The 23,981-nt window shown below is 68.0% G+C and carries 20 protein-coding genes; 10 read left to right on the forward strand and 10 right to left on the reverse strand.

The window, feature by feature from the left end:
• The first annotated feature begins 81 nt into the window (after window positions 1–81).
• The 6 genes from ybgF (at window position 82) to ACW17V_RS02465 (ending at window position 8,038) form a co-directional block, all read left to right on the forward strand.
• Complete coding sequence (gene ybgF, locus ACW17V_RS02440; RefSeq protein WP_492107309.1) at window positions 82–924, forward strand: tol-pal system protein YbgF; 843 nt, start codon at window positions 82–84, stop codon at window positions 922–924.
• On the forward strand, window positions 915–2,144 hold the full coding sequence (gene tilS / locus ACW17V_RS02445; protein WP_492107310.1) for a tRNA lysidine(34) synthetase TilS: 1,230 nt from the start codon (window positions 915–917) through the stop codon (window positions 2,142–2,144). The genes ybgF and tilS overlap by 10 nt, the downstream gene beginning before the upstream one ends.
• A 76-nt stretch (window positions 2,145–2,220) precedes the next feature.
• Window positions 2,221–4,092, forward strand: coding sequence for an ATP-dependent zinc metalloprotease FtsH (gene ftsH / locus ACW17V_RS02450; RefSeq protein ID WP_492107311.1), 1,872 nt, complete (start codon window positions 2,221–2,223; stop codon window positions 4,090–4,092).
• A 181-nt stretch (window positions 4,093–4,273) separates the two neighbouring features.
• A complete protein-coding gene (folP, locus tag ACW17V_RS02455) occupies window positions 4,274–5,089 on the forward strand; it encodes a dihydropteroate synthase (protein ID WP_492107312.1) in 816 nt (271 codons plus the stop codon).
• A gap of 278 nt (window positions 5,090–5,367) precedes the next feature.
• Window positions 5,368–6,144 carry a hypothetical protein gene (locus tag ACW17V_RS02460; RefSeq protein WP_492107313.1) on the forward strand — a complete coding sequence of 259 codons (777 nt, stop codon included), beginning with the start codon at window positions 5,368–5,370 and terminating at the stop codon, window positions 6,142–6,144.
• A gap of 1,156 nt (window positions 6,145–7,300) precedes the next feature.
• Entirely contained in the window at window positions 7,301–8,038 is a 738-nt protein-coding gene (locus ACW17V_RS02465) for a hypothetical protein (RefSeq protein WP_492107314.1), read from the forward strand.
• On the opposite strand, the gene ACW17V_RS02470 is transcribed toward ACW17V_RS02465, so the two are convergent.
• The 5 genes from ACW17V_RS02470 to ACW17V_RS02490 form a co-directional block, all read right to left on the reverse strand.
• A complete protein-coding gene (locus ACW17V_RS02470; protein ID WP_492107315.1) occupies window positions 8,035–8,406 on the reverse strand; it encodes a VanZ family protein in 372 nt (123 codons plus the stop codon). The two genes, ACW17V_RS02465 and ACW17V_RS02470, sit on opposite strands and share 4 nt — an antisense overlap.
• A gap of 85 nt (window positions 8,407–8,491) precedes the next feature.
• Entirely contained in the window at window positions 8,492–10,069 is a 1,578-nt protein-coding gene (gene serA / locus ACW17V_RS02475) for a phosphoglycerate dehydrogenase (RefSeq protein WP_492107316.1), read from the reverse strand.
• 147 nt (window positions 10,070–10,216) lie between these two features.
• Window positions 10,217–11,389 (reverse strand): phosphoserine transaminase, encoded by a 1,173-nt coding sequence (locus ACW17V_RS02480; RefSeq protein WP_492107317.1) that lies wholly within the window; start codon window positions 11,387–11,389, stop codon window positions 10,217–10,219.
• A 135-nt stretch (window positions 11,390–11,524) separates the two neighbouring features.
• The gene (locus ACW17V_RS02485) at window positions 11,525–11,950 is read right to left on the reverse strand and encodes a hypothetical protein (RefSeq protein WP_492107318.1); all 426 of its coding nucleotides are present in this window, start codon (window positions 11,948–11,950) and stop codon (window positions 11,525–11,527) included.
• 58 nt (window positions 11,951–12,008) lie between these two features.
• A complete protein-coding gene (locus ACW17V_RS02490; protein ID WP_492107319.1) occupies window positions 12,009–12,359 on the reverse strand; it encodes a hypothetical protein in 351 nt (116 codons plus the stop codon).
• 160 nt (window positions 12,360–12,519) lie between these two features.
• Here ACW17V_RS02490 and ACW17V_RS02495 point away from each other — a divergent pair, with 160 nt between their 5' ends.
• Together ACW17V_RS02495 and ACW17V_RS02500 are read left to right on the forward strand one after the other, a co-directional pair.
• Window positions 12,520–14,397, forward strand: a complete 1,878-nt coding sequence (locus ACW17V_RS02495; protein WP_492107320.1) for an ATP-binding protein — start codon at window positions 12,520–12,522, stop codon at window positions 14,395–14,397.
• Between the two features lie 137 nt (window positions 14,398–14,534).
• Window positions 14,535–14,903, forward strand: a complete 369-nt coding sequence (locus ACW17V_RS02500; protein WP_492107321.1) for a hypothetical protein — start codon at window positions 14,535–14,537, stop codon at window positions 14,901–14,903.
• Between the two features lie 12 nt (window positions 14,904–14,915).
• Here ACW17V_RS02500 and ACW17V_RS02505 read toward each other — a convergent pair whose 3' ends face one another.
• The 4 genes from ACW17V_RS02505 to ACW17V_RS02520 form a co-directional block, all read right to left on the reverse strand.
• Window positions 14,916–15,737: a PhzF family phenazine biosynthesis protein gene (locus ACW17V_RS02505; protein ID WP_492107322.1), complete on the reverse strand. Its 822-nt coding sequence runs from the start codon at window positions 15,735–15,737 to the stop codon at window positions 14,916–14,918.
• Window positions 15,738–15,969: 232 nt separating this feature from the next.
• Window positions 15,970–16,557 carry a nucleotidyltransferase family protein gene (locus ACW17V_RS02510; RefSeq protein ID WP_492107323.1) on the reverse strand — a complete coding sequence of 196 codons (588 nt, stop codon included), beginning with the start codon at window positions 16,555–16,557 and terminating at the stop codon, window positions 15,970–15,972.
• The gene (gene thiD / locus ACW17V_RS02515; protein WP_492107324.1) at window positions 16,554–17,357 is read right to left on the reverse strand and encodes a bifunctional hydroxymethylpyrimidine kinase/phosphomethylpyrimidine kinase; all 804 of its coding nucleotides are present in this window, start codon (window positions 17,355–17,357) and stop codon (window positions 16,554–16,556) included. Before thiD ends, ACW17V_RS02510 begins: the two co-directional genes overlap by 4 nt.
• Window positions 17,358–18,267: 910 nt before the next feature.
• Window positions 18,268–18,963 (reverse strand): DUF4336 domain-containing protein, encoded by a 696-nt coding sequence (locus ACW17V_RS02520; protein WP_492107325.1) that lies wholly within the window; start codon window positions 18,961–18,963, stop codon window positions 18,268–18,270.
• Between the two features lie 83 nt (window positions 18,964–19,046).
• Between ACW17V_RS02520 and ACW17V_RS02525 the strand changes: the two genes are divergently transcribed.
• Window positions 19,047–19,628 (forward strand): TetR/AcrR family transcriptional regulator, encoded by a 582-nt coding sequence (locus ACW17V_RS02525; RefSeq protein WP_492107326.1) that lies wholly within the window; start codon window positions 19,047–19,049, stop codon window positions 19,626–19,628.
• Between the two features lie 85 nt (window positions 19,629–19,713).
• Here ACW17V_RS02525 and ACW17V_RS02530 read toward each other — a convergent pair whose 3' ends face one another.
• The gene (locus tag ACW17V_RS02530; RefSeq protein WP_492107327.1) at window positions 19,714–22,929 is read right to left on the reverse strand and encodes an acetyl-CoA carboxylase family protein; all 3,216 of its coding nucleotides are present in this window, start codon (window positions 22,927–22,929) and stop codon (window positions 19,714–19,716) included.
• A 109-nt stretch (window positions 22,930–23,038) separates the two neighbouring features.
• Between ACW17V_RS02530 and ACW17V_RS02535 the strand changes: the two genes are divergently transcribed.
• Window positions 23,039–23,821: an ImuA family protein gene (locus tag ACW17V_RS02535; RefSeq protein WP_492107328.1), complete on the forward strand. Its 783-nt coding sequence runs from the start codon at window positions 23,039–23,041 to the stop codon at window positions 23,819–23,821.
• Window positions 23,822–23,981 lie beyond the last annotated feature (160 nt).

Genomic DNA, 23,981 nt, shown 5'->3' on the forward strand with positions numbered 1-23,981 from the left:
CCACCCAACCCTCCCCCATCGAGGGGGAGGGCTTTTCGGGTTTGCCCCACTTTTGTCCGCAATCAGGGCATAATCGCCGACATGAAGCTGAAATCCGTTCTGCTCGCCGCCCTGCTGGCTTCCGCCGCCATTCCGGCGCTGGCCCAGACCCCCATGCCCGAAGATCCGCTGGACGATCGCTCGGTCAAGCGCGTCGAGCGCATGGAGAAGGTGGTCCGAGAGCTGCGGGCGATCGTCTTCCAGGGGCGCGACACCGGCAAGCCCGTCGTCGTGCAGCCGGCCGAGACCGAGGCCCAGATCCTGACCCTGGGCGAGCGCATCGGCGACCTCGAACAGACCCTGCAAAAGGTCAACGGCCAGAACGAGACCCTGACCCACGATCTGGACCAGGCCCGTCGGGCCACGACCGAGCAGAAGACCCGCGGCGACGCGCTGGAGGCTCGCCTCGCGGCGCTGGAGGCCAAGCTGACCGCCCTGGAGACCGCCGCCGTCCAGGCCGCCCAGGTCGCCGAGACACCGGCCCCGCCCGCGCCGCCGGCCGATCCGGCCGTGGCGTTCAAGCAGGCGCGCCAGTTCCTGCTGGATGGCGACTACACCAATGCCGAGGCCGCCTTCTTGGCCTATGTGACCAACTATCCCGACAACGCCCGCGCGCCCGAGGCCCGCTACTGGCTGGGCGAGACCCTGTTCGTGCGCGAGGCCTATGGCGACGCCGCCGGCTCGTATCTGGGCGCCGTGCGCGGCTGGCCGCAGACCAGCTGGGCGCCCGACGCCACCCTGAAGCTGTCGCGCTCGCTCGTCGCCCTGAAGAAGCCCGCCGACGCCTGCAAGACGCTGGACGAGCTGGCCAAGCGCTATCCTAAGGCCCCGCCGGCCGTCGTCTCGCGCGCCGCCTCGACCCGCGTCGCGGCCAAGTGCGCCTGACAGGGATTTCGGCCGCCTTTGATCGGCGGCTGGATCCCGAAAGCCGCGCGCCGCTGGCCGTAGGCTTCTCCGGCGGCGGCGACTCCCTGGCCCTGCTGATCCTCACCCTGGACTGGGCCCGGGCGCACGGCCGTCCGGTGCTGAGCCTGACCGTCGATCATCAGCTGCAGCCGGCCAGCGCCGTCTGGACCCGCGACGCGGTCGCTCGCGCGCAGACGCTGGGCGCGACCGCGCGGTCCCTGGCCTGGACCGGCGACAAGCCGGCCACGGGCCTTTCGGCCGCCGCCCGCCGCGCCCGTCATGCCCTGCTGGCCAACGCCGCGCGCGCCGCCGGGGCGCGGGTCCTGCTGCTGGGCCACACCGCCGACGACCGGCTGGAAGCGGCCGCCATGCGGGCCGAGGGCTCGACCGTCTCCGATCCGCGCGACTGGTCGCCGTCGCCGGTCTGGCCCGAGGGGCGGGACGTCTTCCTGCTGCGCCCCCTGCTGGACCAGCGCCGGTCCGACTTGCGCGCCTTTCTGCGCGCGCGGGGCGAGACCTGGCTGGACGACCCGGCCAATGATGATCCGCGCTCGGCCCGCGCCCGGGCCCGGCGTTCCCTGACCGTGGACGACACGCTGGCCGCCGAGCCCGCCCCGCGAGCGCCTCCCACCTTCGAAGGCGACCCCCTGGGCGTCATCGCCCTGCCGCGAGACGCCGCCGCCGCCCACCTGGCCGCCGCCTGCCTGTGCGCCGCCGGGACCGAACGCCCACCGCGCGGCGAGCGGCTGGAGCGCCTGGTCGCCCGGCTGCGGTCGGGCGAAGTCTTCACCGCCACCCTGGCCGGCGCGCGAATCGAGGCGGGCCCCGACGCGGTGCGGTTCCAGAGGGACGCGGGCGAGTCGGCGCGGGGCGGTCTGGCCGATCTGGCCCTCGTCCCCGGCGAAACCGGCGTCTGGGATGGTCGCTACGAAATTTCCGCCGGCGAGGAGGCCGTCACCGTCCGCGCCCTGAAAGGCCTGGCCGCCAGCCTGCCGAAAGCCCAGCGCGCCGCCTTGCGGCAAGCGCCCGCCGCGGCCCGCCCGGCCTTGCCCGCCTTGGTTTTCGCGCGCGGCGGCCTCAGCTGTCCCATCCTCGGCGGCCCGGCTCTTGCAGTCAGCGAAGGCGTGCGAATTGGGGCTCTCTTCCTGGATCGTTTCAGGGCCGCGACCGGCCTGATCGACCAAGAATGCGTGACCTGACGACGCACGCGTGGCGCAAGCGCTCGCGACCCCCTATCTTGGGAGGTCGAAGGCTATCGTTGGGAAGACGACGCGTATGAATTTCAGGAATCTGGCCATCTGGCTGGTGATCGTTGCGGTGCTGGTCGGCGTGTTTGTCGTCAACCAGACCTCTCACACCCAGGCCGGCGGCGAAATCAGCTACTCGCAGCTTCTGCGCAAGGTGGACGCGGGCGAGATCAAGTCGGCCGACATCGCCGGGCAGATCGTCCAGGCCAAGGACGGCTCGGGCAAGGTGCTCACCGTCAACGCCCCGAACAACTCGGACGAACTGGTCAATCGCCTCGTGGCGAAGGGCGCGGACGTCAAGTTCAAGGGCGGCGGCATCAGCCTGTTCGCCATCCTGGTGAACCTGCTGCCCATCCTGCTGGTCATCGGCGTGTGGGTGTTCTTCATGCGCCAGATGCAGGGCGGGGCCAAGGGCGCCATGGGCTTTGGCAAGTCCAAGGCCCGCCTGCTGACCGAGAACAAGAACCGCGTCGTGTTCGACGACGTGGCGGGCGTCGACGAGGCCAAGGAAGAACTGCAGGAGATCGTCGATTTCCTGAAGGACCCGGCCAAGTTCCAGCGCCTGGGCGGCAAGATCCCCAAGGGCGCCCTGCTGATCGGCCCTCCCGGCACCGGCAAGACCCTGATCGCCCGCGCCGTCGCGGGTGAGGCGGGCGTGCCGTTCTTCACGATCTCGGGCTCCGACTTCGTCGAGATGTTCGTGGGCGTCGGCGCCAGCCGCGTGCGCGACATGTTCGAGCAGGCCAAGAAGAACGCCCCCTGCATCATCTTCATCGACGAAATCGACGCCGTCGGTCGCCATCGCGGCGCCGGCCTGGGCGGCGGTAACGACGAGCGCGAGCAGACCCTCAACCAGCTGCTGGTCGAGATGGACGGCTTCGAGGCCAATGAAGGCATCATCCTGATCGCGGCCACCAACCGTCCCGACGTTCTGGACCCGGCCCTGCTGCGTCCCGGCCGTTTTGACCGTCAGGTCGTGGTGCCCAATCCCGATGTCGCCGGTCGCGAGAAGATCATCCGCGTCCACATGAAGAACATCCCCCTGGCCGCCGATGTCGACGTGCGCACCCTGGCGCGCGGCACCCCCGGCTTCTCGGGCGCGGATCTGGCCAATCTGGTCAACGAAGCGGCCCTGACGGCGGCCCGCAAGGAGCGTCGCATGGTCACCATGCACGACTTCGAGCACGCCAAGGACAAGGTCATGATGGGCGCCGAGCGTCGCTCGATGGCCATGAGCGAGAGCGAAAAGAAGCTGACAGCCTATCACGAGGGCGGTCACGCCCTGGTGGCCCTGCGCGTCCCCGTCGCCGATCCGGTCCACAAGGCCACCATCGTGCCGCGTGGCCGGGCCCTGGGCATGGTCATGCAGCTTCCCGAGGGCGACCGCTACTCGATGAGCTTCGACATGATGACCTCGCGCCTGGCGATCATGATGGCCGGCCGGGTGGCCGAGGAGCTGATCTTCGGCAAGGAGAAGATCACCTCGGGCGCCTCCAGCGACATCAGCGCCGCCACCGGCCTGGCCCGCAACATGGTCACCCGTTGGGGCTTCTCCGACGAGCTGGGCACGGTGGCCTATGGCGACAACCAGGACGAGGTGTTCCTGGGCCATTCTGTCGCCCGCACCCAGAACGTCTCGCCCGAGACCATGATCAAGATCGACTCCGAGGTGCGTCGCCTGGTCAAGGGCGGCGAGGACGAGGCGCGCCGGATCCTGACCGAGGAGCTGGACAACCTGCATGCGGTGGCCAAGGCCCTGCTGGAGTTCGAAACCCTGAGCGGCGACGAGATCATCGGCGTCATGAAGGGCGTCCAGCCCAGCCGGAAGGACGAAGACGAAAAGAAGCCGGCCCTGCCGATGTCATCGGTGCCGATCTCGCCCACGGGCGTCACGGCCTAAGGCCTTCTTCAGACGACACGGAAAAGCCGGTCCCTCGCGGGGCCGGCTTTTTTCTTGCGCGGTCAAGGCTGCGCGCGCCCTCCGTCACGCGGCTCCTTCTCCTGCCCCGCTTGCGGGGGAGGTGGCGCGGCGCGGATACGCGACGTGACGGAGGGGGCGTCCACGGCCTAAAACACCGTCCATGACTCTCTCCGCTCGGCCCCGCCTCATGGGCATCGTCAATGTCACGCCCGACAGCTTTTCGGACGGCGGCCGGTTCCTGGACCACGCCTCGGCCCTGGCCCATGCCCGCCAGCTGATCGCGGACGGCGCGGACATCCTCGACATCGGCGGCGAGTCGACCCGGCCGGGCGCCGCGCCGGTCACGGAAGCCGACGAGCTGGCCCGGGTGATCCCGCTGATCGCGGCGATCCGCGCCGACAGCGACGTGGCGATCTCGATCGACACCATGAAGCCCGCCGTCGCCCGCGCCGCCGTCGCGGCCGGCGCCACGATCTGGAACGACGTCGCCGCCCTGCGCTTCGCCCCCGATGCGCCCCAGGTCGCCGCCGAGCTGGGCTGCGAGGTCGTGCTGATGCACATGCTGGGCGAGCCCGGCACGATGCAGGACGCGCCGGTCTATGACGACGTCGTCGCGCGGGTCGAAGCCTTCCTGCTGACCCGCGCCGACGCCGCCGTGGCGGCGGGGGTCGCGCGTGGGAAGATCTGGCTGGATCCCGGCATCGGCTTTGGCAAGACGCTCCAGCACAACCTGTCCCTGCTGGCCGCCCTGCCGCGCCTTGTGGCCCTGGGCTACCCGGTGCTGCTGGGCGCCAGCCGCAAGCGCTTCATCGCCGCGATCGACCCTCTGGGCGAGGCCGCCGGGGCGCGCCTGGGCGGCTCGCTGGCGGCGCATCTGGCCGGCGCAGCGGCGGGCGTCGCGGCGGCGCGGGCCCACGACGTGCGCGAGACGGCCCAGGCGTTGGCGGTTTGGGAGGCGGTGAGGGCGGCGTCGTGAGGGGGAGCGGCGGAAGCTTTGAAGGGCCGCTAGGGGTGGATTGCGGACGTCGCCAATACCCGCCAAGTTTAGCGCAATTTCGCTATTTTCCTTCATGCGACACTGGGGGCAGCATGCGCAACGCAGGACTAGTCTTATTTCTGTGCGGGACGCTGTTGGCCGGTTGCTCCACCACTCCCCACCCGGACGCTACTCGACTCGCGCCATGGACTCGGGAGCTGCGGGACCGGCAACCGGAGGAGTCGTTCGCGGTCGTCTATCGATGGCGGGGGCGTCATTTGGTTTTCGTGGGTGCTAACCATTCAACACATTCGGATAGTCCCACGTTCAAGCTCATCGCCGAGGTCTACGCTCGCGAAAGCTTCGACACCCTGATCGCGGAGGGCTTCCCATACTCGCGAGGCCCTGACGCGCCCCGTACCCTGCAGTGGCTTGAAGCTCAGACCGAAACCGAAGGTTTTGTGATGGGGGGCGAAAGCGTTCCTGCATTGCGCGGGGCCGTTCAACAGGGTGCGCATATTTGGGGCGGCGAACCCGACGATATCGTTATTCGCGATCGCATTCTCGACGAGGGCATCTCGGCCGTCGACCTGCTGGGATTCTATACGCTCCGCTCAGTCCCTCAATGGATCAGAGAGGAGAGAATAGCCGATGGCGGAGATCCTCGAGTGAAGGCTCTCATTGAGAGCGAACTGATCCACAATAGAAGTCGGCTGGGGCTAAAGGAGGCTCTTCTTCCGGACTACGCCGCATGGGCGGCCTGGTACAGGCGGGTGAATGGCCAAGGCTTTGACCGCCGCTTCAAGCTTGAGGAAGTCGGCCCGTTGGTTGATGGCGACTTCAGCACCAACAAGATGGCGGCGGCCGTCGGGCGTGCGCGCGACGCGTTCCTTCTGAAGGCCATCGCCGATCATCTCGGAAAGGGCGAGACCGTTCTAGTCGTGTTCGGCGCGAGCCATCTCACGATCTTGCGCCCTGCGCTTGATCGCATGTTGGGCGCGCCTTGCTATGTTGGCGGGAGCATGGGGCCGGCGCCCGCATCCTGTTTCGAATAGGCTGGGCGTGAACGAGCCCCCTTCCAGCCTCAAATGTCGTTACGCCGAAAACGGATAGGCCATTCGAGTGACCGAGACAGGACATTGGTAACGTCTTAGTTGGGTCGGAAGCGGTCTTTGGCTCATTGCCCGCAAGCGGACGCCCTGCGTCCCGCTCATCCTTAAATCTCTTGGAGGCTGGAGCGTGCCGGACTGGAAAGGTCTGTCAAGGACGGCGCTCCGCGCCGCCGCGGAGCGGCCGGTCGAAGACCGGTCCTTGAGAGACCTTTCCAGTCCGGCGATCGTCTCGCCGTGAGATTTAAGGATGGCTCCCTTCGGCGCGAAGGGGGGCGGGACGCCGGATTGAAACCTTCTCCCAGAGGGAGAAGGAGGGGCCCGCGCCGCAGGCGTGGGAGGATGAGGGGTTTGCGAAGCCCTTCCGGACAGGGCAGGGCCTTCGGGCGTCAGGGCGGTCGACGGTGTAACCCCTCACCCTCCCACGCAAGCGTGGGTCCCTCCCTCTCCCTCTGGGAGAGGGCTGGGAGAATGGGGATAGCGCGCAGTATATCCCCGTATTTTCTCGAACAAACTCCAACCCAATCAACCGCTTGTAAAATAGTTGATCGCGCCAATCCTCGGAGCTCAAACCGCCCGTATTCTTGGTGCTGTCCCCGTCGCAGGGGGAGGGCGCGTGGTACCGGCCCAAAGCGGCGATGGGGATGGAGCTGAGCGGGGCCGCGACGCCCTGGAAGGCGGGTCGAGGCGTGCGGGCTGTCTCAGAAGGACGGACCAAACGCTGAGTGGCTCGTCGGCCGGGTGAACGCGGGTCGAAGAGGGCGAGGGATCGTAAACCCGCCTATCGCGCATCGTCGGGGGTCGAGACGGTTAGCCGATTGACCTTGGTGCGCGCCCGTACGGGGGCTCTTGGGTATCAGAGCTGAAAGACGCTCGCTTGGCCCAATCCTCACGCAAGAACAGCTTCTGCGAAGCGGACAGGTCGAGCCGAAACGCACAAAACACATCACGGTCATCCGGGTTCGCCCCGGCCGCTTCGCGCCTCCCCAACCCACTTGCAGCCGATCCGGCGCGAGAGCGTAAAGCCGCGCGCCTCCGTCACAGGGGGTCCAACGGCCAAGTTGTGCCAGACTGCTCACCAGCCCGATTCTGCGAGCCCGCCATGAAGCCCGTGATCATCTTCCAGCCCGGCATGGCCGGCGATCTGCTCTTCATCCAGAAGATCGTCAAAACCTACGCCGCCGGCGGCCGCCGCGTGATCCTGCCGGTGCGCCAGACGCATAGCTGGGTCTATGACGCCCTGGTGATGCCGGCCAATGTCGAGACGCCGATCCTTGAGGAAGAGTTCGAGTATCGCGACGAGATCCTGTTCCTGGCCGACAAGATCGCGCTCAGCCCCATCGAGGCCAACGCCTACACCTTCCTGTCGCTGTTCTTCAGCTGGCGCTACGCCCCCGAACAGACCATGGACCTGAAATACCAGGTCTCGGGCGTGCCGATGGACGACTGGGCCGACCATGTCACCCTGCGCCGCGACCTGGAAAAGGAAGAGCGGCTGTTTGCCGAACTGGGCCTGGACGACGGCGTTCCCTATGCCCTGATCAACGAGACCTGCAGCTCGCGCACCATTCCCTTTCCGAACCCGGCGCCGGAAAAGGAAGTCCGCTTAAGGGTGGTCGAAGGCTACACCCTGGTTGATTGGAGCACGGTGATCGAACGCGCCGCGCGGATCGCCACAGTCGACACCTCGATCGTCCTGCTGATCGAGGCGCTGAAAATCACGGGCAAGCCGCTGCACGTGGTGTCGCGCTATCAGCCGCCCAGCTTCCGGGAACTGCAAAACGTCCTGAAGCTGGAGTGGCTGTTCTATTTCCTGCCCGAGCACCTGGCCTACAATTAGGCGGCGACGGGCGTCCGCTTGGTCCAGGCCCGCAGGACGATGGGTCCAAGCAGCGCGCCGATCCCGCAGGCGTCGGCCACCACATCGCCAAATGCGGCGTCACGGCCGACCAGGGCCTGCGCCACCTCGATGCCGACGCCGAAGCTCAGCAGCACCGCGCCGATCCGCCAGAAGCGGCTGGCCGGCAGGGCGGCGACCGCCAGGGCCGTCAGCACATAGAAGGCGATGAAGTGCTTGGCCTTGTCCCACGGGATAAAGTCGACCCCGCCGTCATCCGGCAGCACGGCCCGCCACAGGGTGAACAGCGACGTCGCCACGAAGACGACGAAGGCCAGGCGATTGACCCTGCGGTTCTTGAACAGCTGCATGCCTGACCTTGAAACCTGTTCGTCATCCCGGGAACGGCGATCATGCCGCGCCGGGATGACGAAATCGCAAAAGCCTGTAGGGCGCCTAGAACGTCAGCGCGCGGGCTTCCTTCACGTGCGGCAGGGCCTGGATCTTGGCCAGCAGCTCGGCGGTCGGGGCCTGGTCGACGCCGACCAGGGCGATGGCGTCTTCGTCAGCCGACAGGCGGCCCAGGTTGAAGGTGGCGATGTTGACGCCCGCCTCGCCCAGCAGCATGCCCAGGGCGCCGATGAAGCCCGGCTTGTCGAGGTTGTTGATGTAGAGCATGGCCGGCGAGAAGGCCGCGTCCAGCTCCATGCCCTTGACCTCGACGACGCGCGGGGCGCCGGCGATCACCGTGCCGGCGAAGGCGCGCTTGCCCTTTTCGGTGGTGATGGTGATGCGCATCAGGCTGTCATAGGTGGGGCTGACCTCCTGGCGGCTCTCCGAAACGGTGATCCCGCGCTCCTTGGCCACGGCGGGCGCGGAGACCATGTTGATCTCTGCCAGCATGGGTTTCAGGATCCCTGACAGGGCGGCCGAGGTCATCGGCTTGACGTTGAGGTTGGCGACCTCGCCCTCATAGGCGATGTCGATGGCCTTGATGCCGAAGTCGACCATCTGGCCGGCCAGGGCGCCGATCTTCTCGGCCAAGGCCACGAACGGCTTCAGCTTGGGGGCTTCCTCGGCCGTGATCGAAGGGCTGTTCAGCGCGTTGGTGACGGCGCCGGTCAGCAGATAGTCGCTCATCTGCTCGGCGACCTGCAGGGCGACGTTTTCCTGGGCTTCGTTGGTGCTGGCGCCCAGGTGCGGGGTGGCCACGACGCGGTCCGACCCGAACAGCGGGTTTTCCTTGGCCGGCTCGGTGATGAACACGTCAAAGCCGGCGCCGCCGACATGGCCGCTGTCGAGCAGGGCGCGCAGGGCGACTTCATCGACCAGGCCGCCCCGGGCGCAGTTGACGATCAGCACGCCCTTCTTGGTCTTGGCCAGGGCCTCGGCCGACAGGATGTTGCGGGTCTTGTCGGTCAGCGGCGTGTGCAGGGTGATGACGTCGGCGCGGGCCAGCAGGTCGTCCAGCTCGACCTTCTCGACGCCCATCTCGATGGCGCGCTCAGGCGACAGGAAGGGGTCGTAAGCGACGACCTTCATCTTCAGGCCCAGGGCGCGGTCGGCGACGATTCCGCCGATATTGCCGGCGCCGATCAGGCCCAGCGTCTTGGCGTAGAGCTCCACGCCCATGAAGCGGTTCTTTTCCCACTTGCCGGCCTGGGTCGAGGCGTCGGCGGCGGGGAGCTGGCGGGCCAGGGCGAACATCATGGCGATGGCGTGCTCGGCCGTGGTGATCGAGTTGCCGAACGGGGTGTTCATCACCACCACGCCCTTGGCCGTCGCGGCGGGGATGTCGACATTGTCGACGCCGATGCCGGCGCGGGCGATGACCTGCAGCTTGTGGGCGGCGGCGATCACGTCCTTGTCGAGCTTGGCGCCCGAACGGATGGCGATGCCGTCATAGTTGCCGATGACGGCGATCAGTTCGTCCTTGGTCAGGCCGACCTTGATGTCGAAATCGACGCCGCGGTTCTTGAAGATGTCGACGGCGGCGGGGCTGAGCTTGTCAGCGATGAGAACGCGGGGAGCCATGGTGAGGTGTTCCTTGCGGAGAATTTTGCGTGGGAAAGCCCCCTCCGTCGGCTTCGCCGACACCTCCCCCATAAAGGGGGAGGAAGCCGGGTACGCCTCCCCCTTTATGGGGGAGGTGGCCCGAAGGGCCGGAGGGGGTCTGATGACTTAGGCGGCGACCAGTTCGGCCGAGACGGTGGCGAACGCCCAGTCGAGCCAGGGGGTCAGGGCTTCAAGATCGGAAGCCTCGACGGTAGCGCCGCACCAGATGCGCAGGCCGGCCGGGGCGTCGCGATAGCCGCCGATGTCGAGGGCGGCGCCCTCCTTCTCGAGCAGGCTGGCCAGCTTCTTGGCGAAGTCGGCCTGGGCGTCGTCCGGCAGGGCGGCGATCGCGGGATCGACGACCTTGAGGCACACCGAGGTGTTGGAGCGAATGTCCGGCGTGGCGGCCAGGAAATCGACCCACGGGGTCTTGGCCACCCAGTCGGCGATGACCGCCAGGTTCTGGTCGGCGCGCGATTGCATGCCTTCCAGACCGCCGATGGACGAGGCCCACTTCAGGGCGTCCAGGGCGTCTTCCACGCACAGCATGGAGGGGGTGTTGATGGTCGCGCCCTCGAAGATGTCGAGGGAAACCTTGCCGCCCTTGGTCATGCGGAACAGCTTGGGCATCGGCCAGGCCGGCGTGTAGCTCTCAAGGCGGGCCACGGCGCGGGGCGACAGGATCAGTACGCCGTGCGCGCCTTCGCCGCCGAGCGCCTTCTGCCAGGAGAAGGTCACGACATCGAGCTTGGTCCAGTCCAGGTCCTGGGCGAAGGCGGCGCTGGTGGCGTCGCAGATGGTGATGCCTTCACGGTCGGCCGAGATGAAGTCGGCGTTCGGGACGCGGACGCCAGAGGTGGTGCCGTTCCAGGTGAAGACCAGATCCTTGGCCGGATCGACCTTGGAGGTGTCGGGCAGCTGACCGTAGGGCGCGTCGAGCACCTCGACGTTCGGCAGCTTCAATTGCTTGGTGACGTCGGTGACCCAGTCCTTGCCGAAGGACTCGAAGGCCATCAGTTGCACCGGGCGGGCGCCCAGCATCGACCACATCGCCATTTCGACGGCGCCGGTGTCGGAGCCGGCGACGATGCCGATCAGGAAGTCGGCGGGCACTTCCAGCACTTCGCGCGTCTGGTCGATGGCGGCCTTCAGGCGCGCCTTGCCCAGCTTCGAGCGGTGCGACCGGCCCAAGACAGCGTTTCTGAGATTTTCGGGGGTCCAGCCTGGGCGCTTGGCGCAGGGGCCGGAAGAGAACTCGGGACGAGCCGGGCGTTGCGCCGGCTTGGCGAGGGTGGTCATAGCGATGTCTCCCATCCTTACAGATGGACAGCGCCCCGTTGGGGGGGCGTGGCCCGCCGGCGAGAAACGCCGTTTCAGACCGAAAGGCAAGGAGAGAATTGTCGCGCCATGGGGTTTTCCGGCGCCCGTCGGCAATTATTTTGCGGGGCGTGTCCGCTTGCGCCAGGCGAGAAGAGCGCCAAGGAGGATGCAGGCTAAGACGCCCAGGGAGTCTATATTATTGATGATCGAATAGAGCCGGTCATGGGAGCGTTCAGCCACAAAATAGTAGGCGTGAAGGCTGAACTGGACAGCTTGGAACATCATCGCGCCGCCGAGCCATGCGCTGGCGTAGCGAAGGGCAATGACCAGAAATCCCATGGCTAGGAAGCCGTCGTCCGCAAGCAGCAAAAGAGGCTGCCACTCAAGGGGGGACAAGTTATGCACGCCAAACGCGAACAAGGCCGCAAAAAGTACGAGACTGGCGCCCAGTTTCTCCGGTCGACCGCCCTTTATCCAGGCAAGCGAGAGGATGGCGACGAGCACTGTCCAACCGATGATGGGCGCGACAGAAGTGTACATGAAAAAGGCCTCTAACCGTAATTAGAGGCCTTAAGCAGTTAAACTATTGCAATGTTCTTTAGACCGCTTCGCGGACGCTCGAAATATCCGCGCGACGGAACGAACCTTCCGGCGGCTTGTCCTCGAAACCGGCCATCTTGGTGCGGACGCCGATGCGGAGCTTCACGTCGTTCAGCTCGTTGTGCATTTCGACCATCGCCGAACGGGCTTCGCCCAGCGCGGCAAGGGCTTCGACCAGCTTGGCGCTGGCGCGGTCGCCGACCACGGCCGAGAGGCCGATGTCCTTGCGAGCGCGAAGCATGTCCGCCATCAGCTCGGCCGCTTCGACCATCGCCGCGTCAACAGCGTTTTCCGTCGCAAACAGTTTGGTCGCGACGCGTTGTGCAACAAAAACCTTTTCCATGCCCATCTCCCGTTAAGAACCTGTCAACGAAGGTAAACGAAGTCTTAACAGGTGGGCAATGAGAAACACCTCTTAGCGTTGATTTGCCGCGTCATCGGGCTGGCTTGGAAGCGAAGCGTTAGGGAGATGCCCCCAAAATGGGTCCTGGCATTCACCCGGACCTCTCATGTCTGACCCGCTGCGCAGCACCGAGGCTACAACGCACGCACCGCTGCAGGCGCGAATCGCGGGCGTGGCGCTGATCACCACGGTCGTCGCCCTGGTCGCCGCCTGCGCCTGCTTCATGGTTCAGCAATGGAGCGTCGCGCGGCAGGAGGCCCGGGCCAATCACCAGGTGCTGACCCAGATGGTCGCCGCCGGCGCGGCCGCGCCCCTGGCCGCCGGCGACGTGGTCGGTGTCCGCAACGCCCTGGCCGCCGTGGCCAAGGCGCCGCACGTGGCGGGCGTGCAGATTTCCGACCTGCGGGGCCGCGTGATCGCTCACCTTGGCGCCGCGCCCGAGGCTGGGAAATCGACCCAGACCGTCGAGAAGAGGATCCTCCTGGACGGCCGGCAGATCGGCACCCTGGCCCTGGTGGCCCGAGAGCCCCGGCTGGAACAGATCCTGGCCCGCGACCTGGCCCTGACCGGCACGCTTTTCTTCGGCTCGGCCGGCCTGGCCATCCTGCTGGCCAACGGGCTGGCCCGCCGCATGACCCGCCCGATGCAGCGTCTGACCGAGGCCATGCAGGCCGTGGCCGCTGACGGCCATTTTCGCCCCGTGGAGCAGACCAGCGAGGATGATGTCTTCCAGAGCCTGACCGAAAGCTTCAACCAGTTGGTCGGCCGGCTCGAGATCAATGACCATGATCTGCGCCGCGCCATGGCCGCCCTGGTCCGGGCCCGCGATGACGCCAATGCCGCCAATGTCCTGAAATCCCACTTCCTGGCCAATATGAGCCACGAGATCCGCACGCCCCTGAATGGCGTGCTGGCCATGGCCGAGGTCATGGCGATGGACGAGCTCAAGCCCGCCCAGCGCGAGCGCCTGTCGGTGATCCGCGAGTCGGGCGGCCTTCTGCTGGCCGTGCTCAACGATGTGCTCGACCTCTCGAAGATCGAGGCCGGTCGCCTGGAGCTCGCGGCCGAGAATTTTGACCTGGCCGCCCTGGCGGTCTCGCTGCGCGAGAGCTTCGCCGGCGAAGCGCGCGACAAGGGCCTGGCCTTCGAGGTCGCGATCGCCGCCGAAGCCCAGGGCGTCTGGCACGGCGATGTTGACCGCCTGCGACAGATCCTGGGCAATCTGATCTCCAACGCGCTGAAATTCACGCTGTCCGGCGCGGTGGCGGTGCGGTTCGCCTCCGCCGAGGACGGCTCGGGCCTGCGGATCGACGTGGCTGACACCGGTATCGGCATCTCGGCCGAGATGCAGCCGCGACTGTTCGACAAGTTCGTCCAGGCCGACAGCTCGACGACCCGCCAGTTCGGCGGTTCGGGCCTGGGCCTGGCGATCTGCCGCGAGCTGGCCACCCTGATGGGCGGCGGGATCGCCGTGCAGAGCCGCGAAGGCCAGGGCTCGACCTTCACCGTCGTGCTGGCCATGCCGCGCGGCGAGGGCGAGGCCCCTGTCGCCGAGCCCGTCGAGGAGCCGGCCGCGACCGCGCGGACCCGTCCCCGCGTGCTGGCCGCCGACGATAATCCGACCAATCAGAAGGTCATCGCCGCCGTTCTCGCCCCGCTGGGCGCCGAGGTCGAACTGGTCGCCGACGGCGCGGCCTGTATCGAGGCCTGGAAGCGCGGCGGGCATGACATCATCCTGATGGACATCCACATGCCGGTCATGGACGGCGTCGAGGCCGCCAGGACCATCCGCGAACTGGAACGCGCCGAAGGCCGGGCCCGAACGCCGATCGTGGCGGTCACGGCCAACGCCCTGGCCCATCAGGTCGAGGGCTATCTGGCCGCCGGCATGGACGGTCACGTCGCCAAGCCGATCGAAGTGACCAAGCTCTACGCCGCCATCGAAGCGGCCATGACCGCGGCGCGCCTCGCCGACGCGGCCTGAAAACCGCCGCTCCCGAAGATTTTTCGAACCTGAACGCCAGACAACGAGCGGCTCAGAACCGCTTCAGGCGGCGCGTGGTTTCCTGGGTTCAACGTCGCCACACCGGGCGACGGAGAATTTCTGAGAGGAACCGACCGATGAAAAAGATCCTGCTTTCGATCACGGCGGTCTCGGCCCTGGCGGCCGCCACCGTTGTCCCCACTGTTGCGTCCGCCCAATCCATCAATCATCGCCAGGCCATGCTGGAGCGCCGGATCGACCAGGGCGTGCGCAATGGCTCCCTGAGCCGCGGCGAAGCCTATCGCCTGACCGCCCAGCTGCGGGAAACCGCCCGCCTCGAGTACCGTTATCGTCGCGGCGGCCTGAGCGGCTGGGAGCGCGCCGACCTGGATCGTCGCTTCGACCGCATCAGCGCCCAGATCCGCTACGAGCGTCACGACCGCGACTATGGCTCGGGCTATGGCCGCGACCGCGATCACCGCGACGACTATCGCCCGCGCTGGTAATCCCGATGCCGGTCAGACCGGCTCCAGACGGAGCCGGCTTTCCACCACCGTAAAGCCGCGGCCGCGCAACAGAACGCGCGCGCCGCGGTTTTCGCAGTCCAGGTCTCCGCCGCGACCGGGATAGGCCTGATGGAAGCTCAGCACCTCCTGCCCCAACCGCTCGCCAAACAGCGGCATCAGGATGCAGTGGGCCGAGCCGGTCGTCGGATCCTCGGGGATGCCGCAGCCCGGCGCGAAGAAACGGCTGACCACCTGATAGGGCCGGTCAGCATCGGCCAGCGCCACGGTGACGATCTGGCCAGGACCGCCCGAGGCCTCGCCGCCCACCAGCTTCACCGCCGCCTGATCCGGCGTCAGGGCGCGGACGGTCGCCTCGTCCTGCATCACCGCGATCAGATACATGCCGGCCCAGACCTCGACCGGGGCCGCGCCCAGGGCCTCGGCCAGGCCCTTTGGGACTGCAATCCTGCGCGGCGGGTCGGCGGGAAAATCCATCTCCAGACGATCGCCGTCGCGACGCACGGTCAGGGCGCCGGCCTGGGTGTCGAAGGTCAGGAGCGGCGCGTCGACACCCATCTCGAAGAACAGCGCATGCGCCGCCGCCAGGGTGGCGTGACCGCAGATCGGCGCCTCGACGGTCGGGGTGAACCAGCGCAGGCCAAAGCGCGCCGGATCGGCGGTCTTCAGCAGAAACGACGTCTCGGCCTGGTTGTTCTCCGCCGCCATGGCCTGCATCCACGCCGTCGACGGCCAGGTGTCGAACGGCTCAAGCACGCAGGCGGGGTTGCCCCTGAAGGGCTCGGAGGCGAAGGCGTCGATGGTCCACTGGCGCATGGGGCGGATCTTTCAGAGGAAGGCGCCGACAGGGCTAATTCGGATTGATCCACAGATCAAAGATAACATTGTCATGGTGACAATCTATACCCGCTCTCCCCGGCGAAGGCCGGGGCCCAGATTCATCCGGAGCGGTTTGGGATGATGCGCCTTCCGCCTGAGCCCTATCCACAACGTGTCCGGGCTCGATCTGGACCCCGGCCTTCGCCGGGGAGAGCGGGCGTGGTGGCGTTCAAGCCCCTTCCACCGTGATCTCCGGCCAGCGCGCCTGGGCCGAGCCCGTCGTCCGTTCCCAGCCGCCGGCGCCCTTCAGCCGCAGGGGATTGGGCCGCAGGTGAAGGGCGAACAGATCGTCCAGCCCGAACGGCGCGAAGACGCTCAGGGTGTCATCGGCCTCCATCCGCACGCCCACGCAGAAGGCGGTGGCCACGAAACGCTTCAGCGCCGCGGCGCTGTTCTCCAGCGGCGGATAGGGCTCGTCGGCCCCGAACTTCTTTTCGAACCACAGGTGCACCCGGGCCTGGTTGCGCACCTCGACCAGGTCGCGCAGCGGCGGCTCGAAGGCGGCGGCCACCCGCTGGATCACGACATCCTCGGCCTCGTAGGAGGTGTCGGAAGCGTCGTGATAGGCGACGTCATAGTCCTTGATCCCGTAGTCGGGCGCGCGGCCGGTCAGGTGGTTCCAGACCGGCTGATAGATGGCGCCGGAAAAGATCATGGCGTCGGGCAGATCCAGATCCCGAACGACGCGCAGCACCTGCATCGTCGTCGGCACGCCATGGATGATGTCGATCAGGCGGGCTTCCAGGGAACCGGTCATTTGCGCAGCATCCATCCATGGTCCAGCGGACCGTGTCCCTGTCCGAAGCCCGGCGCGCGCAGCATGGCCTCGTGCACATAGTTCCAGGCCCGCGCCACCGCCTGTTCCAGCGGCAGCCCCTGGGCCAGGCCCGTCGCGCAGGCGCTGGCCAGGGTGCAGCCAGTGCCGTGGGTGTGGCGGGTGTCGATCCGCTCGCCTTCGAAGGTGGTTTCGCCGGCCGGGGTCATCAGCACGTCGATCATCCGGTCTCCGTCAATGTGCCCGCCTTTCATCAGCACGGCCCGGGCGCCCATCGCCAGCAGCGCCTCGCCGGCCCGGCGCAGGTCGTCGGTGGTCTCGACGCTCAACCCGGTCAGGGCCGCGGCCTCGGGGGCGTTGGGGGTCAGCAGAGCGGCGCGAGGGATCATCAGGCTTTTGACCGCCCCGATCGCGGCGTCGGCCAGCAGGCTGGCCCCGCCCTTGGCGACCATCACCGGGTCCACCACCACCGGGACGCCCTTCGCGTAATCCAGGGTGGCGGCGACGGTCTCGACCACCCCGACATCGCCCAGCATGCCGGTCTTGATGGCGTCGGCCCCGATGTCGTCGAGCACGGCGCGGGCCTGGGCGGCGATGATCTCCAGCGGGATCGGATGCACGCCGGTGACGCCCAGCGTGTTCTGCACCGTCACGGCGGTGATGGCGGTGGCCGCATAGCCGCCCAGGGCGGTGATGGTCTTGATGTCGGCCTGGATGCCCGCGCCGCCGCCGGAATCCGATCCGGCGATGACGAGAACGCGGCCTTGATGAGCGTGGGTCATGACGGCAGTCCTAGGGGGGAATCGGCGGAGTGCGAAGAGGGCCTGCGGCGTTGGCGCCCCGGACTCCCTTCCCCCTTTGATGGGGGAAGGGTTGGGGATGGGGGTGACAGCGGTTCAGGATGGGGCTCTGACGGTGTGAAATCGTCCGGCGGGGTCACCCCCATCCCCGCCCTTCCCCCATCCAAGGGGGAAGGGAGACGACACGGCTTCTCAGCCTCACGCGGCATGAGCCGCTGAAGGGGTTGGGGAGGCGCGAAGCGGCCGGGACGAACCCGGAGACCGTGATGAGTTTTTGCGTTTCGGCTCGACCTGTCCGCTTCGCAGAAGCTGTTCTTGCGTGAGGATCGGGCCAAGCGAGCGTCTTTCAGCTCTGATACCCAAGAGCCCCCGTACGGGCGCGCACCAAGGTCGATCGGCTAACCGTCTCGACCCCCGACGATGCGCGATAGGCGGGTTTACGATCCCTCGCCCTGTTGCTCCACGCTGTCTCTCCGACGAGCCTTCCGGTGGTCCCGGATCTATCCAACGAACAGACCACCTTCGTCCTCGCCGCGTGACCGCGCGGCCCCGCTCAGCTCCATCCCCATCGCCGCTGTTGGGCCGGATCCAGGCGCCTCCCCCCGCGACAGGGACAGCACTGAGAATACGGGTGGTTTGAGCGCCGAGGATTGGCGCGATCAACTATTTTACAAGCGGTTGATTTCGTTGAACTCGATTTCGGAAACTACGGGGATTGAGCGCCCTCTATCCCCTCAAGTCCTCCCCCTGGCGGGGGAGGTGTCGGCCCCTTCGGGGCCGACGGAGGGGGAAGTACTGCTGACTCCTTGCGGTGTTCCCCCACCGGCCTCCGGCCGCCTCCCCCTTCAGGGGGAGGACTTGGGAGCGCGCGGCCCAAGGTTGGAAAACCCTTTCAAGCAAGCCATCGAAAAGCACGCCGGACAAAGGCGCGGCCATCGGCATGGACGGGATCAGCGTGCGCCATCACCACGCGTTCGACCGGCCACCCCGAGATGCGTTCAAGCCCCCTCCTGGCGGCCGCGCGGTTCACGAAGGCCGCCCGGAACTTCCTCGGAACTTGCGGCTCGGGCGCACTCATGAGGTCGGCCTTGGCGACCCAGGCGCGCCATCCGGTGAACCAAGCCGGCGCGAAGTGCTGAATGAGGTCAGCGACGAGGAGCGTGGCGCTGGCTCGATGAAAGAACACCACCTCGGTGGTGATCAGATTGCCCCGCATCGGCGCCTGATCGATGTCGGCGACCCAGTCCGAGGGCGGCTCCTCGCCGAGCTCGGCGGTGATGTCGAGGTCCGGGCGGCGTTGGCGAAGTCCCGGCGCGGCGTAGATGCGAGCGGCGGGGTAGGTCGCCCGCCATTCGCCGAGGAACCGGTCGTGCAGGGTGTTCGGCGCGATCAGGTAGCGCACGGGACCCAGGGCGTCGACCTCGCATCGCAGCGCCTCTGACAGGGCGATCGGCGACCAGATGAACAGCGATCCTTCCGTCATCCGGACCACGGCCATCCGGGTGGGGTAGTGGAAGCCGCCGCCAGCCGTGACGACCGGCCCGTCGGCGATCCAGAGATTCGGTCCGAACACCTGCAAAGCTGTCATGCGGCGACCTTTCGATTGCTGCGGCCCGTACTCTTGAGCAAGTTGATCTATACGCACGTATAAAATTACACATGAGTGTAAATATGCCAAACCTCAAGCGGACCGACCGGTCGCGCGGCCTTATCCTTGATGCCGCCGACGAGGCGTTCCGTGAAAAGGGCTTTGCGGCTGTGTCGGTGGAGGAGATTGCCTCCCGCGCGGGGCTGACCCGCAAGACGGTCTACAACCTGTTCGGTTCAAAGGAGGAGATCGCGCACCAGCTTATCGCGCGGGCCGAAGCGCAGGATCAGGGCTATCGCGCCCGCATGGGGGCAGGCGAGGATGCGCGGTGCTTGCTGGAGACGATCCTGTTGGACAGCGCCGGCTGGTGCCTGGCCAACCCCTCCATCGCCCGGCTTGCGCTTGCGCCGGCAGAGCGGCCGCGCCTGGAGCCGCCCCCCGATCGGCCGTCCTTCCAAGGGTTGGTTCGGGATGTGCTGCTGCTCGGCCAGCGGCAGGCGACGATCCGCGAGGATGAGGACGCCAACTTCATGAGCCTGGTGCTTCTGGGCGTCTACGGTCAGGCGATGCTCACCGCGCTGGCCGGCGGCCCGTTCGACGCGGGCGACATTGTCCGCCTGATCCGGGTCGTTGTGGAGGGCATCGGGGCGCGCCAAACCGTATGAGAACGCCAAGTTCTCGGACGTCCGCAAACGACCCACAACCGACCTCCCCAGCCTCTGCGTTCGGCCCCGCCTCGGGAGCCCGACCTCACCAGCTATCCACCCGCATCGCCCACGGCCGGACCGACCCGCTCGCCGCGTCCAGCCCGCCCACGATCCAGCGCCGGGTGTCGGCCGGGTCGATCACGGCGTCGATCTCCAGGGCCGCGGCCATGCTGGTGGCCTTGCCGGACGCATAGAGCCGGGCCACCAACTGGTCGTAGAGGGCCTTCTGCTCGGCCGGATCGCTCAGGGCTTCCAGCTCCTTGCGGTAGCCCAGCTTGACCGCGCCTTCGAGGCCCATGCCGCCGAACTCGCCCGTCGGCCAGGCGGCGATGAAGGCGGGCGAATGAAAGCTGCCGCCGGCCATGGCCTGGGCGCCCAGGCCATAGCCCTTGCGGGTGACCACGGTGAACAGCGGCGAACGCAGCTTGGCGCCGGCGATGAACTGGCGGCTGACGCGGCGCACGGCGGCGGCGTCCTCGCTGTCTGGCCCGACCATGAAGCCGGGGGTGTCGCACAGGCTCAGCACCGGCAGGGCGAAGGCGTCGCACAGCTGCAGGAACCGCGCGGCCTTCTCGGCCCCGTCGCCGTCGATGGCCCCGCCCAGATGGCGCGGATCATTGGCGATCAGACCCATGGGGCGGCCCTCGATGCGGATCAGGCCGGTGACCATGCCGGCCGCGAAGCCGCCGCGCAGTTCCAGGAAGGTCCCCTCGTCCACGAGGCCATTAATCAGCGTACGGACATCATAGACCCGTAGGCGGTTCTCGGGGATCGCATGGCGCAGCCGCCGCTGGTCGGGGGCGGTCCAGTCGGCGAGCTTTCCCTGGAAATAGGACAGGGCCTGCTTGGCCAGCCGGGTGGCGTGGGCCTCGTCGTCGGCCAGGATATCGATGACGCCATTCTTCCACTGATGGGCCGAGGGCCCGATCTGTTCGGGTTTGAACACGCCGAGCCCGCCGCCCTCGATCATCGCCGGACCGCCCATGCCCAGATTGCTATCCTTGGTGGCGATGATGATCTCCGACAGGCCGGCGATGGCGGCGTTGCCGGCGAAACAGCGGCCCGCGACGATGGTGATCTTGGGCACGATGCCGGACAGCTGGGCGAAGCTGCGGAAGGTCGGCACGTCCAGCCCGGCCACGGCGGTGGTGTCGGTGTCGCCGGGACGGCCGCCGCCGCCTTCGGCGAACCAGACGACTGGCAGCTTCTGGTCGGCGATCAGCGCCATCAGCCGGTCGCTCTTGCGATGGTTCATCGCCCCCTGCGTGCCCGCCAGCACGGTGAAGTCATAGGCCAGCGCCGCGCAGCGGGCCTTGTCGGGAGCGAAGAGCGCGCCGTTCACGGTTCCGATGCCGGTGATCAGGCCGTCGGCCGGGGTGTTGGCGATCAGGTCCTCGGTCGTGCGTCGGCGCTTCTGGGCGGCGATGGCCAGGGCCCCGTATTCGAGGAAGCTGCCGGGGTCGACCAGATCGTCGATGTTCTCCCGCGCCGTGCGATGGCCGGTCTTGCGGCGCCGGGCGACGGCTTCGGGACGGGCTTCGTCGAGGGTGAAGCGGTGGCGGGCGATGACCTCGGCGAGGTTAGGACGGAGGGCGTCCAGATCCTCGGCGGCCGCATCGACGGCGACGGCGGCGTCCATCTCGACCGGTTCCAGGAACAGCAGCGGCTGGCCCTCGGCCAAGGTCTGGCCCGGGGCTGCGGCGATCTTCAGCACCCGTCCGCCGGACGTAGCGTGGACGAGGTGCTCCATCTTCATGGCCTCCAGCACCGCCAGGGCCTGGCCCGGACGGACCAGATCGCCTTCCGCGACCTCGATGGCGCCGACCGTGGCGGCCAGGGGCGCGGCGATGGCGACCGCGCCGTCCAGGGTCTCGAAGTGGGCCTGGGCGCTCTCTGGCGGCAGGGGAAGCCCGGCGACCAGCTCGGCGGCGTGGTCGTCGATAAAGCGGGTGGTCGCGGCGCCGTCCTTCCAGTCCGACTGCGCCAGGATCGCGCGGATCAGCGGGGCGGTGGTGGCGACGCCGGTGATGGTGAACTCGCCCAGCGCCCGGTCCAGACGCGCGGCGGCCTCGGCCGGGGTGCGACCGCGCGTGATCACCTTGGCCAGCAGGCTGTCATAGGCCCCGCCCACCACAAGGCCGACCGCGCCGGCGCCATCCACCCGCACGCCCAGGCCGCCGGGCGGGGCGTAGGCGGTCAGGGTTCCGGACGAGGGCTTCACCTGGCCATCGGCGGTCAGGGTTTCGGCGTTGATCCGCGCCTGGATCGCCGCGCCCACGGCGGGCGGGGCGGCGGTCAGGTCCAGCTCGGCCAGGGTCTTGCCCGCCGCCAGCTCGAACTGCAGGCGCACCAGATCTAGGCCCGTGACCTCCTCGGTGACGGTGTGTTCGACCTGCAGGCGCGGATTGGTCTCGATGAAGGCAAAGTCGCCGGTGGCCGTATCCAGCAGATATTCTACGGTGGCCAGACCCCGATAGCCGGCGCACAGGGCCTGCGCCGCCTGGGCCATGGCCGCGCGCGTGGCGCCCGGCAGGTTCGGGGCCGGAGCGATCTCGACCAGCTTCTGGTTGCGACGCTGCAGGGAGCAGTCGCGGTCGCCCACCGCCAGGACGGCGGCGCCGTCGCCGACGATCTGCACCTCGATGTGGCGCGCGCTTTCGATCAGCTTTTCGGCATAGAGGCCCCCGTCGCCGAACGCGGCCATGGCCTCGCGGGCGCAGGCGGCGAAGGCGGCGTCCAGTTCGCCGGGGTCGAGCACCAGCCGCATGCCGCGTCCGCCGCCGCCGGCCCGGGCCTTCAGCATGATCGCGCCGTGCTGGGTCAGAAAGGCCTGCGCGGCCGGCAGGTCCAGCGCGCCGGTTCCAGGGATCAGGGGGACGTTCAGCCTTGCGGCCAGGGCGCGGGCGGCGGCCTTGTCGCCGAAGGTCTCCAGATGCTCGGGCGCCGGGCCGATGAAGGTGATCCCCGCCGCCGCGCAGGCGCGGGCCAGGGCGGGGTTCTCCGACAGGAAGCCATAGCCGGGATGCAGGGCGTCGCAGCCCGCACCCTTGGCGGCGGCGATGATGGCCTCGATGTCGAGATAGGCGCGGGCGCCCGAGCCAGGCAGGGCGACGGCCTGATCGGCGGCGGAAACGTGCGGGCTGGCGGCGTCGTCGCTGGCGAACACCGCCACGCTCTGGATGCCCAGCTCGGCGGCGGCGCGGGCGATGCGGAGGGCGATTTCGCCGCGGTTGGCGATCAGCACGCGCTGGAAGGTCATGGCGTTTCCTGGAGGGGCTTCATACGGCCGTTTGACGCACCATGGCCGCCCCGGCTTGACTCTCCAAGCCTATAAGATCAGAACAAAATAGGAACAAAGGATTGGATTGATGGCCGTCCCGCGCGAGGCGCGCATAGCGGCGTTGAAGGGCCGGATCGCTGCTCTGGAAGCAGGGACTCGGACTCCGAGTCCGGTCCTGAGCTTTGGCGATGCGGCGATCGACAGCTGTTTTCCGGCGGGCGGCCTGCCGTCCGGCGCCTGGCACGAGGTGATGGGCGCCGGGCTGGAGGACGAGACCTCCGCCGCCCCCGCCGCCTTCGCCGCCCTGCTGATCCGGCCCCTGCTCAAGGCCGGGGCGGTGGTGTGGGTGATGCGGCGCACCGATCTGTTCGCGCCGGGCCTGGCGGGGCTGGACGTCCCCACCGACCGGCTGATCCAGGTCAGGGCCCGCGACGAGGCCGAGGTGCTGTCGGTTCTGGAGGACGCCCTCTCGACCGTGGGCGTCGCCGCCGCCATCGGCGAGGCCGAGGCTCCGGAGCTGAAGGTCGGTCGCCGGCTGCAGCTGGCCTGCGAGAAGCGCGGCAGTTTCGGGGTGCTGCTGCACCGGCGGCCTTATGGCGGACCGGCTGGCGCGGCGCGGACGGTGTCGGGCTCGTCGTCGTTCAGCCGCTGGCGCATCGCCGGCGCGCCCAGCCAGCCGCCGCCGGATGTTCCGGGCCTGGGCCCGCCGCGCTGGCGGGTCGAACTCGAGCGCTGCCGGGGCGGACGTTCCGGCAGCTGGATCATGGAGTCTTCGGAGGCCGAGCATGGCCCGCATCCTTTCCGTCTGGTGTCCCAACTGGCCGATCACGACGTGGCGGCGGCGGAATCCGGGTTGCGATGGGCCGGGTGACAAGTCCTCCCCCCAGGGGGGGAGGCGACGCGAAGCGCCGGTGGGGGAAGTGATCCGCAACGCTCGCCGACTTCCCCCTCCGTCGGCTGCGCCGACACCTCCCCCTTCAGGGGGAGGATTTGCCGCGCCGCCCTTCGCCCTGCTGGTCTCCGAAGCCGGA

The sequence above is a fragment of the Caulobacter sp. FV2ye17ST genome (assembly GCF_058680955.1).

What these genes read in the sequence shown, in the direction of transcription:
- ACW17V_RS02530 (WP_492107327.1), bottom strand. Translation starts at nt 22,929, where the DNA reads ATGACCTTCCAGCGCGTGCTGATCGCCAACCGCGGCGAAATCGCCCTC.
- ACW17V_RS02520 (WP_492107325.1), bottom strand. Translation starts at nt 18,963, where the DNA reads ATGACAGCTTTGCAGGTGTTCGGACCGAATCTCTGGATCGCCGACGGG.
- ACW17V_RS02485 (WP_492107318.1), bottom strand. Translation starts at nt 11,950, where the DNA reads ATGTACACTTCTGTCGCGCCCATCATCGGTTGGACAGTGCTCGTCGCC.
- ACW17V_RS02510 (WP_492107323.1), bottom strand. Translation starts at nt 16,557, where the DNA reads ATGACCGGTTCCCTGGAAGCCCGCCTGATCGACATCATCCATGGCGTG.
- ybgF (WP_492107309.1), top strand. Translation starts at nt 82, where the DNA reads ATGAAGCTGAAATCCGTTCTGCTCGCCGCCCTGCTGGCTTCCGCCGCC.
- ftsH (WP_492107311.1), top strand. Translation starts at nt 2,221, where the DNA reads ATGAATTTCAGGAATCTGGCCATCTGGCTGGTGATCGTTGCGGTGCTG.
- thiD (WP_492107324.1), bottom strand. Translation starts at nt 17,357, where the DNA reads ATGACCCACGCTCATCAAGGCCGCGTTCTCGTCATCGCCGGATCGGAT.
- folP (WP_492107312.1), top strand. Translation starts at nt 4,274, where the DNA reads ATGACTCTCTCCGCTCGGCCCCGCCTCATGGGCATCGTCAATGTCACG.
- ACW17V_RS02535 (WP_492107328.1), top strand. Translation starts at nt 23,039, where the DNA reads ATGGCCGTCCCGCGCGAGGCGCGCATAGCGGCGTTGAAGGGCCGGATC.
- ACW17V_RS02505 (WP_492107322.1), bottom strand. Translation starts at nt 15,737, where the DNA reads ATGCGCCAGTGGACCATCGACGCCTTCGCCTCCGAGCCCTTCAGGGGC.
- ACW17V_RS02465 (WP_492107314.1), top strand. Translation starts at nt 7,301, where the DNA reads ATGAAGCCCGTGATCATCTTCCAGCCCGGCATGGCCGGCGATCTGCTC.
- ACW17V_RS02470 (WP_492107315.1), bottom strand. Translation starts at nt 8,406, where the DNA reads ATGCAGCTGTTCAAGAACCGCAGGGTCAATCGCCTGGCCTTCGTCGTC.
- ACW17V_RS02495 (WP_492107320.1), top strand. Translation starts at nt 12,520, where the DNA reads ATGTCTGACCCGCTGCGCAGCACCGAGGCTACAACGCACGCACCGCTG.
- ACW17V_RS02490 (WP_492107319.1), bottom strand. Translation starts at nt 12,359, where the DNA reads ATGGGCATGGAAAAGGTTTTTGTTGCACAACGCGTCGCGACCAAACTG.
- ACW17V_RS02500 (WP_492107321.1), top strand. Translation starts at nt 14,535, where the DNA reads ATGAAAAAGATCCTGCTTTCGATCACGGCGGTCTCGGCCCTGGCGGCC.
- ACW17V_RS02480 (WP_492107317.1), bottom strand. Translation starts at nt 11,389, where the DNA reads ATGACCACCCTCGCCAAGCCGGCGCAACGCCCGGCTCGTCCCGAGTTC.
- serA (WP_492107316.1), bottom strand. Translation starts at nt 10,069, where the DNA reads ATGGCTCCCCGCGTTCTCATCGCTGACAAGCTCAGCCCCGCCGCCGTC.
- ACW17V_RS02525 (WP_492107326.1), top strand. Translation starts at nt 19,047, where the DNA reads ATGCCAAACCTCAAGCGGACCGACCGGTCGCGCGGCCTTATCCTTGAT.